The following is a 13676-nucleotide window of genomic DNA, read 5'->3' as shown; positions in this document are numbered from 1 at the left end:
ATGTTTTCCACTGCATAAACCGCATTTTTTATATCTGTACATAAACCAATTACTTTTTTGTAGACTCATTGCTAATTGAATTGCGGGATAAACTCAAAAGGGAAGGTATTTATGAAAACTTTACTAAAACGATTTTTGTTAATAGCCTTTTGCATTACGCCAATTGTTGTATTAATTAACCACTCTTTTACTTCAAAAGCGAAAGACAAACCCGATTTCCAAAACAAATCTAGCAAAACTGCTTCAACGAGCGAGAAGAAAATAGAAAACCCGGAAATTACCCTCACCTTTTCTGGTGATACAATGTTCGATTGGCAATTACGTCCGGTAATCGAAAAAAACGGGGCTGATTATCCATTCCAACATGTAAAAGAAGAAATAACAAAAGCTGATATTTCTTTCGTTAATTTAGAGTCAGCATTTACAACGAGAGAAAAGAAAGCTCCAGGACAACTGTTTTGGATTAAAAGTGATCCATCCACGCTTCAAGCTATAAAAAACACCGGTTATGACATCGTAAATATCGGGAATAACCATACACTTGATTATGGGCAAGATGGATTATTAGATACAATCTCTCATGTAGAAAAATTAAAGTTCCCTTATATCGGAGCCGGAAAAAATGCAAAAGATGCATATACAGCACGAGAAATGACTGTAAAAGGAAAAAAATTCAAATTTCTTTCCTTCGTTCGATTTATGCCTGATACGAATTGGGTAGCTGGTGACAATAAACCTGGTGTTGCGAATGGGTATGATTTAAATCTCGTAACAAAAACAATTAAAGAACAAAAGAAAGACGCAGACTATTTAATCGTCTATATGCATTGGGGCGTTGAGAAATCAAATCGTCCTGTAGAATACCAAAAACAATATGTACCTAAAATGGTTGAAGCAGGGGCTGACGCGATTGTCGGGAGTCACCCGCATTGGTTACAAGGATTTGAGTATTATAATAAAGTTCCTATCGCTTATTCATTAGGTAACTTTTTATTCCCAAGTTATGTGAACGGAAAAAGTGCCGAAACTGGCGTATTAACTTTAACTTTTAAAGGAAAGGATGTCCAAATGTCATTCAATCCTTATATCATCCGTAACAATCAAGTTTCCCCTGTAAATGAGGAAGAAAAGAGAAAAGCTCTACAATACTTACAAACAATTTCAACTGATGTAGACATTGATGATACAGGGAACATAAAAAACAAACGAAACTAGACAACGCAAGATCTATTTCTCTGTAACATACTTTGCAGAATAGGTGATGAACATGCTGAAAGATTTATTAGAAAATGTAAGTTTGTTAGAAAACATTTATAAAATATCTATAGCCGTTCTACTTTTATGTTCATTTTTCTCTGTTAGACTTCTAAAAAAATAAAACGCGAGCGAAAACTTACTACCTTTGAATTTACTATGTATGTAATTATTCGCATTGCGATACTCTTTTGGTTAACTAGCTTTATCCTTCTTGAATATGGAAAGTATATAGTTTAACTATAAAAAAGATAGAACAAGCAGCATTTCCATTGCTTGTATCTATCTTTTTTATTTGGATGCTAACTCTTTCCTTCTATTAAATAAGTAAATCAAACAAAACAGGATTTTTATTAAGCTCCATAAATTGAATGTTATTTTCTTTAAAACGGGTAATTAACTGCGCGTAATCTTCTTTATGTTTTAACTCTACTCCGACTAACGCTGGACCATTTTCCTTATTATGTTTCTTAATATACTCAAAGCGCGTAATATCATCTTCTGGTCCTAATCCTTTATCAAGAAATTCTCTTAGCGCACCTGAACGCTGCGGGAATTCAATGATGAAATAATGTTTTAATCCTTCGTAAATGAGAGAACGTTCTTTCATCTCCTGCATTCTATCAATATCGTTATTTCCACCACTTAATGTGCATACAACTGTTTTACCTTTAATTTCATCCTTGTATAGATCAAGTGCTGCAATAGAAAGTGCACCAGCAGGCTCTGCTACAATCGCATTTTTCTTATACAGTTCTAAAATCGTCGTACAAACCTTTCCTTCTGGTACTAAAACGATGTCATCAATTACATCTTTACACGTTTCAAATGTTAACTTTCCTACCTTTTTAACTGCTGCTCCATCAACAAAACTATCTATTTTCTCCAATGCGACATTATCGTTTTGAAGAAAAGCCTCTTTCATAGATGCTGCTCCCATTGGCTCTACCCCAATAACCTTTGTAGCAGGACTAACACCTTTCACATATGTACCAACACCTGATGCTAATCCACCGCCGCCAATTGCTGTAAAGATATAATCCACTGGTTTCTCCATATCATGCATAATTTCAACTGCCACTGTTCCTTGACCAGCAACCACATACGGATCATCAAATGGATGAACAAACGTCATTCTATTTTCTTCACAATAACGCTGTGCTTCTTGAAAAGAGCTATCGAATGTATCACCAACTAATACAATCTCTGCGAAATCACCACCGAAAAATTGTACTTGCGATACTTTTTGTTTCGGCGTCGTTGTTGGCATAAAGATTTTTGACGGAATCTTCAATAAATTACACGTATAAGCTACCCCTTGTGCGTGATTACCAGCGCTTGCGCAAACAACACCGTTTTGTAATTGTTCTTTCGGTAAGCTTTGAATTAAATTGTACGCACCACGAATTTTGAAAGAGCGAATCAATTGTAAATCTTCTCGTTTTACATAAACGTCACAATCATATTTCTCAGATAAAACTGTATCACGTTGTAACGGTGTTTTAATAACGATATCTTTCATGCAATTATGAGCCATTAAGATATCTTCAATTTTCACTCTCTCCTTTACCTTTTGCACCATTTCATATCATCCTTATCTCTTTTTAATTAGCTCAATCAAAATTCGGGACTTTTAAGACTGCACCTGTATTCGCCGATGTTACCATTTGTGCATAACGCCCAAGCCAGCCCGTTTTCACTTTCGGTTCTGGTCGTTTCCATTCTTTTTTACGCTTATCTAATTCTTCGTCACTCACTCTTACTTCTAACAACCTTTCCTCAACATCAATACAAACGATATCCCCTTGTTCAAGAAGTGCAATCGTCCCGCCCGCAGCTGCTTCTGGTGAAATATGCCCTACCGAAATACCACGTGAAGCACCAGAGAAACGACCATCCGTTAATAGCGCAACATCTGCACCTAATCCCATGCCAGCAATTGCTGACGTTGGTGCTAACATTTCCGGCATACCAGGGCCGCCTCTTGGTCCTTCATAACGAATAACAACTACATCTCCTTTCTTCACTTTCCCAAGCATAATACCCGCAAGAGCCTCATCTTGTGAATTAAAAATAACGCATGGTCCTTCAAATCGTTTTACTTCAGTTGCTCCGCTTTTAATAACTGCTCCATCTTTCGCGAGGTTTCCTTTTAATATACGTAATCCCCCTTCTTCACTATGAGGGTTTTCAAGAGAATGAATAACTTCCTTATCTTTAATCTCTGCATGAGCAATATTTTCTCTTAATGTTTGCCCCGTAGCAGTAATACGATCTAAATGAAGTACTCCTTCTTTTCGGCTCATCTCTTTCAAAATTGCACTAATCCCGCCTGCACGATCAATATCTTCCATATGCCAATTGGAAGCAGGGCTTACTTTACATAAATGTGGTACACGCCTTGAAACGGCATCAATACGGCTCATATCATAATCTAGTCCTGCCTCATGTGCGAGTGCTAATGTATGTAACACTGTATTTGTTGAACCGCCCATCGCCATATCAAGCGCGAACGCATCATCAATTGCTTCTTCTGTTACGATGTCTCTCGGTTTAATATCTCTTTCAATTAAAATCTTTAATTTCTCTGCTGCTTGTTTAATTAATTCTTCGCGTCTTGGATCAATAGCTAAAATACTACCGTTACCAGGAAGAGCTAAACCTAATACTTCACATAAACAATTCATAGAATTCGCTGTAAACATACCAGAACAAGAACCACAAGATGGACAGCCATGATCTTCAATATCCTTTAATTCTTCTTCTGAAATTTTCCCAGATTGATATGCTCCTACTCCTTCGAACACAGAACTTAAATCGACAACTTCTCCTTTAGATGTTTTTCCGGCCGCCATCGGACCACCTGAGACAAAAACAGTTGGAATGTTAATACGAAGTGCCGCCATCATCATACCAGGTGTGATTTTGTCACAGTTTGGAATACAAATCATACCATCAAACCAATGGGCATTTACAACCGTTTCTACTGAATCTGCAATAATTTCACGACTCGGAAGCGAATAACGCATACCGATATGCCCCATCGCAATACCGTCATCTACTCCAATTGTATTAAATTCAAATGGAACCATACCTGCTGCACGCACTGCTTCTTTAACAAGTTTCCCAAACTCATTTAAGTGCTTATGACCTGGAATAATTTCAATAAAAGAATTACAGATTGCTATAAACGGTTTATCAAAATCTTCATCTTTCAAACCAGTTGCTTTTAATAAACTACGATGCGGCGCTTTATCAAAACCTTTTTTAATCATGTCACTTCTCATCTTGTCAAATCCCCTCTTACGTATTTTTCACTTGCAATCTATTACTCTATTTCTTTACTAATTCTTTCGGTGCATCAATCCAGCTCATCATTTCACGAAGCTCAGCCCCTACTTTTTCTAACTGATGATTTTGCTCTGCTTTTTTCATCGCATTATACGTTGGACGCCCAGCTTGGTTTTCTAAAATCCATTTCTTCGCGAATTCACCTTGCTGAATTTCTGTAAGTACTCGTTTCATTTCTTTCTTCGTTTCATCTGTAACAATTCTCGATCCTGTTACATAATCTCCGAACTCTGCCGTATCGGAAATAGAATGGCGCATGTTCGTTAAACCACCTTCGTACATTAAATCAACAATTAACTTTAATTCATGTAAACATTCGAAGTATGCAATTTCAGGGCGATATCCGCCTTCTGTTAACGTTTCAAAACCAGCTTTCACAAGTGCAGTTACACCTCCGCAAAGTACCGCTTGCTCACCAAACAAATCCGTCTCTGTTTCTTCTTGGAATGTCGTTTCAATTACACCTGCACGTGTACACCCTACACCTTTTGCATACGCAAGTGCTACATGTAATGCGGTGCCCGTTGCATCTTGATGTACTGCGACTAACGCCGGAACACCATTTCCTTCTTGAAATACACGGCGAACGAGATGTCCTGGACTTTTTGGCGCGACCATCGCTACATCTACGTAACTTGGCGGATTAATTTGTCCGAAGTGAATATTAAATCCATGTGAGAAAAGTAACATTTGCCCTTCACGGAGATTCTCTTCTACCCCTGCTTTATACACATGTGCTTGCTGTTCATCTGGCAGTAACATTTGTACAACTTGCGCGGTTCGAACTGCTTCTGAAACAGACATTACTTCAAATCCATCTGCTTTTGCTACTTCAAAAGACTTACCTGGTCGAACACCAACTACAACTTCCACACCAGAATCACGTAAATTTTGTGCCTGCGCATGACCTTGAGATCCATAACCAATTACCGCAACTGTTTTCCCTTGTAATAACTCTACATTTGCATCTTTCTCATAATACGTTTTCATATTCGATACACTCCTTATAATTTATTTACTTGCAGTACATCAATTAATTTTTTCAACTGACTAACGAGTAATGTCGCTTCATTTTCAGTACAAACTGCTGTGAGTTTCATTTCAGAAACGCCACTAGTATCTCTTTCGTTTAAATGTAAAGAAGAAATATAATAGCCACGCCGAGCAAAAATCCCACTTATACGTAATAAGACGCTTGGCTCGTTATGAATAACGAGTGAAAAAGTATGACTCATTCTTCCCACCTCTTCATAATCATTTCGTTATTCCCTTTATTTGGCGGAACCATCGGAAATACGTTTTCACCTTCTTCTACACAAAAATCAACTACGACAGGACCTTCATGAGCAATTGCTTCTAACATCACTTGTTTCGCCTCTATTGAATTTGTAGCCCTTAACCCCTTCACTCCATAAGCTTCTGCCACTTTCACAAAATCTGGCGATCCAATTTTTGATTCTGATAAACGATTTTCATAAAACATTTCTTGCCATTGCCTTACCATCCCTAAAAATTTATTGTTTATAATAAATACTTTTACAGGGATGTTATTTTCAGCAATTGTTTGTAGTTCTTGAATATTCATTTGAAAAGAAGCATCACCCGCAATACAAATGACGAGTTCTTCTTCTTTCGCAAGCTGAGCACCAATTGCCGCCGGGAAACCAAACCCCATCGTTCCTAGTCCGCCAGATGTGAGAAAAGTTCGTGGATTTTTCGCTTTATAAAAATGCGCAGCCCACATTTGATGCTGTCCTACTTCTGTCGTAACAATCGCTTCACCATTCGTTAATTCACTTACTAAGCTAATAACATGCTGCGGTTTTAAATCACTTTCTTTTTGATTATAGGAAAGAGGGTATTCTGCTTTCCATTCCTCGGTTTTCGTAAGCCATTCATCCGTCTGTGTACAAATCGGCATATGTAACAACATGTGTAACGCTTTTTTCACATCCCCAACAACTGGATATTCCACAGTTACATTTTTATGAAACTCCGAAGGATCTATATCAATATGTACCTTTTTTGAATAGGGAGAAAAGAGTTCTAATTTTCCTGTTACACGATCATCAAAGCGAACACCTAAAGCAAGTAATAAGTCACATTCTGTTACTGCCATATTTGCAGCGTACGTTCCATGCATACCGAGCATTCCTAAAAATAATGAATCTCCCGGCGGATATGCACCTAGTCCCATTAAAGTTGACACGACTGGAATACGATTTTCTCTCGCAAATTTGATAAGTTCATCAGATCCACCTGAATGAATGACACCTCCTCCAATATAAAGAAGTGGGCGTTTCGCTTTTGAAATTTCTTTAGCTACCTCTTTCAGTTTCATACTGTCTGGCATAGGCTCTAGTTTGTACCCTGGAATCTCAATCACTTCATTGTAAAAACTTGTTACATTTTCATTTTGAATATCTTTTGGAATATCAATTAATACCGGCCCCGGCCGCCCGCTTTCGGCGATGTAAAAAGCTTCTTGTACGATGCGTGATAAATGATTCACATCACGAATTTGGTAATTATGCTTCGTAACAGGTACTGTGATTCCAACAACATCCGCTTCTTGAAATCCATCTTTACCAATTAAAGACTTTGCAACTTGCCCTGTAATGACAACTAAAGGAATCGAATCCATATAAGCATCCGCTAAACCCGTAACTAAATTCGTCGCCCCTGGGCCAGAGGTAGCAAAGACTACCCCGACCTTTCCAGAAGCTCTCGCATATCCTTCTGCCGCATGAATGGCAGCTTGTTCATGACGAGTTAAAACGTGCTTCAAACCACTTCCGTATAACGCATCGTATACTGGCAAAATCGCTCCACCCGGATAACCGAAAACAGTCGTTACACCCAATTTCTTCAAACATTGAATCACGTGCCCAGCGCCTGTCATTTCTTCATACTGTAACTTCTCATACGCTGTATACTGCTGCTTCATTTCAATTAACTCCTCTCTTTATTTATGCTAAGCTTTCCGTCAGCCCGGGGACACGTACTCCTCTTTCTCTCGTTAATTTTTTAAATTCTTCGGTCAATTGTTTCGTTACACTTCCTGGTTTCCCATCTCCAATTTCTCTTGAATCAACTTTTACAACTGGAATTAACTCCGCTGCCGTTCCTGTTAAAAACACTTCATCTGCTACATATACGTCATGGCGAGTGAATGGTCTTTCCTCACACGGAATATTCAGTCGTTCACATAGCTCGATAACACTATTTCTTGTAATACCTTCTAATGCTCCTAAATAGGATGGCGGGGTTAATACTTTTCCATCTTTCACAACGAAAACATTATCTCCAGATCCTTCACAAACATATCCTTGTTGATTTAACATAAGAGCCTCTAGCACTCCTGCTTGTGCCGCTTCAATTTTTACAAGTACGTTATTTAAGTAGTTCATCGACTTAATGCGTGGGTCTAATGCATCTGGTGTATTACGTCTTGATGCAACAGATACAACGCTTAATCCATTATCGTAAAATTCCTGTGGGAATAACTTTAATTGTTCTGCAATGATAATAACGCTCGGTTTCACACAACTTCTCGGATCGAGCCCTAAGTCCCCTTTTCCTCTTGAAACAATTAACCGAATATAAGCATCTGCATACTCATTTTTTTGAAGTGTCTGTAAAACCGCTTCTTCCATTTCGTCAACCGTCAGCGGGATTGTAAGTAAAATAGATTTTGCCGATTCATATAATCGTTTTACATGTTCTTTTAAACAAAATACATTTCCACCGTAACTACGAATCCCTTCAAATACACCGTCTCCGTATAAAAAACCGTGATCATATACTGAAACAACTGCCTTTTCTTTTTCTACAAATTCCCCATTCATATAAATGTACTGATTTCCCATCTCACATCGCTCCTCTTTTTTTCTCTCTATTTTTGCAATCTATTTCTATATCGATTGCTGAGATGAGTGTTTTTTAACAGAATATTCAGTATATAAACCTTAAAAATATACTCGTCTCAACAATCGATTACATACATACTTGTAGCGATCCATTGCTGAGACGAGGGAATCGTGGTACCACTCAGCTTCCTTACACTTCTCACGAAATATAAGCTCTGCAAGTCCAATTAGACTTTTGTTTTTCTATCGGAAACAACTCCGCTACTTTTTACTAGTTTTCAAAAGTAGTGCTCCGAGGTGATCTTCAATGATGAAATTGTTGCCACCCTCACAGCATCTGGGTAGCTCTCTGAAACAATTTTTATCATTTACTCTCCTCTTCTACGCATTCTCTTATTTTTAAAAATAAAAACTCTCGCCTCAGCAATCAACTACTACAATTTAGTAGCTTTGATTGCTGAGGCGAGAGTTTCGCGTTACCACTCAGCTTCCTTATACTTCTCGCGAAATATAAGCTCTGTAGGTCCAATTAGACCCCCGTCCTTTTACCGGAGACGATGCCGTCGCTCTCTACTCAGTTTCCCTTTCGCAAGCGATGCTCCGAGGTGATCTTCAATGATTCGATTGTTACCACTCTCACAGCCTAGGAGCAGCTCTCTGAAACGATCATAACCATCTACTTTCCTCTTCTTTGCATATACAACATATAAAGTTAGAAAATTCTTAATTAACTTTTATTTGTTACACGTATTATAGGACGTTGTTCTTTTCATTGTCAACATGTTTTTTCAAAAAAATCAAAATTGGAATACATTACTTACATACACTCATATATTACTTAAGTATGTTTGCATTACTACATAAAGAAAAACTTATAAAGTTTACGAGGAGATGAGGAGACTATGTTAAAAGGGAAAGTAGCGTTAGTTACAGGAGCAAGCCGAGGAATTGGACGAGCGATCGCTAAACGTTTAGCAAATGACGGTGCATTGGTTGCTGTTCATTACGGTAATCGAAAAGATGACGCTGAAGAAACTGTTCATGAAATTCGATCAGAGGGTGGTCAAGCTTTTTCTATCGGCGCAAATTTAGAATCCTTACACGGTGTAGAAAACCTTTATAACGCTTTAGATACTGAATTACAAAAGCACACTGGTGAAACACAATTTGATATTTTAATAAACAATGCTGGCATTGGTCCTGGTGCTTTTATTGAAGAAACGACTGAACAATTTTTTGATAGAATGGTTTCAGTAAATGCAAAAGCACCATTCTTTATCATTCAACAAGCACTTCCACGTTTACGTGACAATAGCCGAATTATTAATATTTCATCCGCTGCGACCCGCATTTCTTGCTTCTCCAGACAGCCGCTGGGTTACTGGACAATTAATTGATGTGAGCGGAGGATCTTGTTTATAAAAAACATATATTTTCAAATCTTTTTTATTGCGCAATAAAACAAATTGTATAATACTATATAAAACATATATATTTAGGAGGATTACAGCAATGTCCGAAAAAACATACGAACTCGCAACCTTTGCAGGCGGTTGCTTTTGGTGCATGGTAAAGCCATTTGATGAACTTCCTGGCATTCATAAAGTACTTTCCGGCTATGCAGGTGGTCATGTAGAAAACCCAACATATGAACAAGTAAAAGCGGGTACATCTGGTCATTTAGAAGTTGTACAAATTACATTTGATCCTTCTATTTTCCCATATGAAAAATTACTGGATTTATATTGGCCACAAATCGATCCAACTGATGATGGCGGACAATTTTTTGACCGTGGTCCATCTTATCGCACCGCTATTTTTTATCATACCGAAACGCAAAAAGAGCTTGCTGAAAAATCAAAACAAGCTCTTGCAGAAAGCGGTATGTTTAAAGAGCCAATCGTAACTGAAATTCGCCCGGCTGCACCTTTTTATGAAGCCGAGGAATACCACCAACATTTCTATAAAAAGAACCCAGAAAAATATGCTACTGAGCAAAAAGAATCTGGCCGTGAAGACTTTATAAAAGAAAATTGGCAAAAGAAATAATAAAAACGCATCGTGCTTTTTAGTACGATGCGTTTTTATTTTTGATAAAAGTACCATACAATGATAAAAACAACAGCTGTTAATGCCCAAAGTACTATCTCGTTTTTCACCCTACTCTTTTTCTGATTCATTCCATCCCCTCCTAGTAACAATTAAGCATAGTCAAGACTTCTTTTGTTCAATTGTCCACTGGATAAAAGTAAATAAATCCTTACATATTCTTATAATAAAACCACCAATAATTCCAATTGCAATTGAAATTACTAACATCTTTCCAAAACTAAAAGAATTTGTATATGTTATGTAGAGAACGATACATATAAGTAAAACATCCAGTAAAGAAAGTAAAAACCTTTTAAACATTCCTTTTTCTCCCCTTTACTTTATTTATCTCTTCTACTGTCAACTTTGCAATAAAGTTTGTTCAAAAATTCCATTTAGACAATCATTTTACGAAAAACAATAAGAATCCCTTTTCAAAAGGGATTCTTATTCAGCAGATTTAAGTTTAATTATTTTCTACATATCCTATTCCATAATTACTCCTAAATAGAATAATATTACTAATGATTTATTGTAAATTGACTATTTTCCAGGCAACCGGATGTTACGCCAGCTACTTACGTCACATTGACCGTATGTATTTTCACCTACTGCTACCACCGTGCCGTCTGATTTCAGGCCGACTGTATGTGCACAACCAGCCGCTATCGCTACAATATCGCGCCAATCACTTATATTACATTGACCATACTCATTCCACCCCACCGCCACAACGGTACCGTCTGATTTCAGGCCGATTGTATGATTCGTACCAGCTGCTATCGCTACAATACCTCGCCAGCCACTTACGTCGCATTGGTTATGTTTATCATTCCCCACTGCAATCACTGTGCCGTCCACTTTAAGGCCAACAGTATGAAGATACCCAGCCGCTACCGCTACAATATCTCGCCAGCTGCTCACATCGCATTGTCCATATCGATTATTCCCCACCCCCATCACTGTGCCGCCCACTTTAAGACCGACTGTATGCCAGTCACCCGCCGCCGTAGCCACAATATTTCGCCAGCTGCTTACATTACATTCTCCTTCTTTATTTCGCCCTACTGCCATTACCGTTCCATCCAGTTTAAGGCCAATGGTACGACGCCACCCAGCCGCTACCGCTACAATATTATGCCAGTCGTTCACATCACATTGACCATGCTTATTCCATCCCACCGCTTCCACAGTATTATTACTTTTAAGAGCGATTGTATGAGCATTACCTGTGTTCGTCGCCATATGAACATTGCCCGCTGCGACGGCTTCAATATTACACCAACTGCTTACATTGCATTCTCCTTCTTTATTTCGCCCCACTGCCACAACTGTGCCATCCGATTTAAGAGCAACGGTATGACCACGACCTGCTGCTATCGTATTTTTAGGCCACCGTTTCACTTTTAATACCTCTTCTTTCGGTGAAATATAATTCATGTTTACCTCCTTGCATATAAACAACCGTGTCCAATTAGATATTTTCATCAAATTTCATTATAAATGACCTGACTTTTTTTATAAATCTACAGCTACAAAAGAAACCTGTTATTACTTCTTCCAAAATAAAAGACCTCCAGTTTAAGCACTAGAGGTCTTCCATTTTATTTCTTTAATCGCTCAATAAAATCATGTAATTTATCAAGTGACTTCATATTCTGATTACAAGCTACACCATCTTTGCAAATATAGTTTCCCTTTTTAACGAAAGTTCCTGGTATATCACCTTTAATTTCAACTAAAAACATCCCAACTTCTTCATGTCCATGACATAATGAACAAATGCTTTTTTTATTTAAACTTTGGAACGTTCCTTGCAGACCAACAAACTTATTTTTATCATTTTTCGCTATAATAAATTTCCTGCTTGACCCCTTATCAACCCAACTTAAATAAGATATTTCTTTCATATCTATTTCTTCCATATCGGGAAGTTTTAATTTTTTCGCTTTAGGAAATAATTTTTTTAATGTTTGTGCTGTCACTTCCTGAAAAGGAATGACATACGGATTTATTTTCATTAAGAATGCTTCTGCATCTTCTCTATTTTGAACTGTTAATACCGTATCGATTAACTCTTTCTGTTCATCTGTTAAATTCTCAAATACATGTATTATCTTTTCAATCGCAAGTGATTTTAACGCTTGAATAACACCTCTATCATTTGCAGTTGCATGCCCGTTTGCTAAATTATAAGCTTGTGATTTTATAAAATTGTATTGATCACTTCTAATAAATGCTTCCATCTTTATCACTCCATACAAATTGTTGATCTAGTTTTATTGTATACAATGATTACGTTTTTTGATATGTAAAAGATAACTTGGAAACAAACATTACATACATAGCTTGTACTCTACCGCTGCATTTCCTGACAAAAGAAGCCATCATCTGTTTTCCATTCCGCATATAATACGTCTTCAAACTTAGTAATCCCCTTTTGTTTTATTTGCTTATACAGCCATCCTTCATCAAAACCAGCTTCTCTCAAATTATCTTTCACTACTTTTCCGTCACTAATTAATGAAATTGGTAAGTATACAGGCTTATGTTTTAAACTTAAATCATTTATAGTAGGAGATTCATATTCGCTCTTTTTCAGAACACTTATGTTTCCGTTAGGTTCCAATATCATATATTCAACTTCTCGAATCGAAAAAATATCTTTTTGTTGTCTAAGCATTTGTTGTAATTGATTAATATCCAAATGATTTGAATTTAATTGTTCTCGGTCAATCTTTCCGTTACGAATAATAATGGAAGGATACCCTTCAAAAAACCTTCTTGTTCCTCTTATTTTTTGCGTTATCACTTCTATTGAATAAATTAAAATTACCCATACAAATACTGAGTATAAAATAGACCACACTTTAATTTTAGGGTCATATATTGAATTTCCAACAAGCTCACCAAGGACGATAGCAGAAATAAAATCAAAGGGGGTTAGCTGTGATATTTGTGTTTTCCCTAATATTTTCGTAGCAATTAACAGCACAAAAAAGCCAACTAAAAGCTCTATCGTTATTTGTCCAATATGATTCATAGAAGCTCACCTTTCTACTTTTCAAGTGCTCGGTATAACTTTTAATAAAAAAACGGCACATTTTTTCT

The 13676-nt window shown here is 37.2% G+C and carries 12 protein-coding genes, 2 pseudogenes and 2 other annotated features; of the genes and pseudogenes, 4 read left to right on the top strand and 10 right to left on the bottom strand.

What is annotated here, in order from left to right:
* The first annotated feature begins 111 nt into the window (after positions 1 to 111).
* On the top strand, positions 112 to 1215 hold the full coding sequence (locus PDK19_RS16605) for a CapA family protein (RefSeq protein ID WP_000854506.1): 1104 nt from the start codon (positions 112 to 114) through the stop codon (positions 1213 to 1215).
* A 52-nt stretch (positions 1216 to 1267) separates the two neighbouring features.
* Positions 1268 to 1494: pseudogene (locus tag PDK19_RS16600) on the top strand (hypothetical protein).
* A 79-nt stretch (positions 1495 to 1573) separates the two neighbouring features.
* On the opposite strand, the gene ilvA reads toward PDK19_RS16600, so the two are convergent.
* The 6 genes from ilvA to ilvE are packed head-to-tail and all read right to left on the bottom strand — an operon-like array spanning position 1574 to position 8474.
* Positions 1574 to 2836 (bottom strand): threonine ammonia-lyase IlvA, encoded by a 1263-nt coding sequence (gene ilvA, locus PDK19_RS16595; RefSeq protein WP_000250335.1) that lies wholly within the window; start codon positions 2834 to 2836, stop codon positions 1574 to 1576.
* A gap of 31 nt (positions 2837 to 2867) precedes the next feature.
* On the bottom strand, positions 2868 to 4541 hold the full coding sequence (gene ilvD / locus PDK19_RS16590; RefSeq protein WP_001255810.1) for a dihydroxy-acid dehydratase: 1674 nt from the start codon (positions 4539 to 4541) through the stop codon (positions 2868 to 2870).
* A gap of 46 nt (positions 4542 to 4587) precedes the next feature.
* Positions 4588 to 5595 (bottom strand): ketol-acid reductoisomerase, encoded by a 1008-nt coding sequence (gene ilvC, locus PDK19_RS16585; protein WP_000861133.1) that lies wholly within the window; start codon positions 5593 to 5595, stop codon positions 4588 to 4590.
* Between the two features lie 14 nt (positions 5596 to 5609).
* Positions 5610 to 5840, bottom strand: coding sequence for an ACT domain-containing protein (locus PDK19_RS16580; RefSeq protein ID WP_000019916.1), 231 nt, complete (start codon positions 5838 to 5840; stop codon positions 5610 to 5612).
* Positions 5837 to 7552: an acetolactate synthase large subunit gene (gene ilvB / locus PDK19_RS16575; RefSeq protein WP_000813479.1), complete on the bottom strand. Its 1716-nt coding sequence runs from the start codon at positions 7550 to 7552 to the stop codon at positions 5837 to 5839. Before ilvB ends, PDK19_RS16580 begins: the two co-directional genes overlap by 4 nt.
* A gap of 22 nt (positions 7553 to 7574) precedes the next feature.
* Complete coding sequence (gene ilvE / locus PDK19_RS16570; RefSeq protein WP_000528130.1) at positions 7575 to 8474, bottom strand: branched-chain-amino-acid transaminase; 900 nt, start codon at positions 8472 to 8474, stop codon at positions 7575 to 7577.
* Positions 8475 to 8627: 153 nt separating this feature from the next.
* Positions 8628 to 8867: a binding site (T-box leader), on the bottom strand.
* Positions 8868 to 8929: 62 nt separating this feature from the next.
* Positions 8930 to 9175: a binding site (T-box leader), on the bottom strand.
* Between the two features lie 201 nt (positions 9176 to 9376).
* On the opposite strand from ilvE, the pseudogene PDK19_RS16565 reads away from it, so the two are divergent.
* Together PDK19_RS16565 and msrA are read left to right on the top strand one after the other, a co-directional pair.
* Positions 9377 to 9896: pseudogene (locus tag PDK19_RS16565) on the top strand (SDR family NAD(P)-dependent oxidoreductase).
* Positions 9897 to 9986: 90 nt separating this feature from the next.
* Positions 9987 to 10523, top strand: coding sequence for a peptide-methionine (S)-S-oxide reductase MsrA (gene msrA / locus PDK19_RS16560; RefSeq protein WP_001291871.1), 537 nt, complete (start codon positions 9987 to 9989; stop codon positions 10521 to 10523).
* 162 nt (positions 10524 to 10685) lie between these two features.
* On the opposite strand, the gene PDK19_RS16555 is transcribed toward msrA, so the two are convergent.
* The 4 genes from PDK19_RS16555 to PDK19_RS16540 form a co-directional block, all read right to left on the bottom strand.
* The gene (locus tag PDK19_RS16555) at positions 10686 to 10886 is read right to left on the bottom strand and encodes a hypothetical protein (RefSeq protein WP_000476275.1); all 201 of its coding nucleotides are present in this window, start codon (positions 10884 to 10886) and stop codon (positions 10686 to 10688) included.
* A gap of 222 nt (positions 10887 to 11108) precedes the next feature.
* Positions 11109 to 12005, bottom strand: coding sequence for an RCC1 domain-containing protein (locus PDK19_RS16550; RefSeq protein WP_001106809.1), 897 nt, complete (start codon positions 12003 to 12005; stop codon positions 11109 to 11111).
* 164 nt (positions 12006 to 12169) lie between these two features.
* Positions 12170 to 12811 (bottom strand): FusB/FusC family EF-G-binding protein, encoded by a 642-nt coding sequence (locus PDK19_RS16545; protein ID WP_000387088.1) that lies wholly within the window; start codon positions 12809 to 12811, stop codon positions 12170 to 12172.
* A gap of 110 nt (positions 12812 to 12921) precedes the next feature.
* On the bottom strand, positions 12922 to 13608 hold the full coding sequence (locus PDK19_RS16540; protein WP_014893851.1) for a DUF421 domain-containing protein: 687 nt from the start codon (positions 13606 to 13608) through the stop codon (positions 12922 to 12924).
* Positions 13609 to 13676 lie beyond the last annotated feature (68 nt).

Origin of the sequence: Bacillus cereus group sp. BcHK124, assembly GCF_027712065.1 — a bacterium.
Taxonomy (GTDB): Bacteria; Bacillota; Bacilli; order Bacillales; family Bacillaceae_G; genus Bacillus_A; species Bacillus_A pacificus.
Note: the sequence above shows the minus strand (reverse complement) of the source record. Positions and strands in the feature narration are given on the sequence as shown.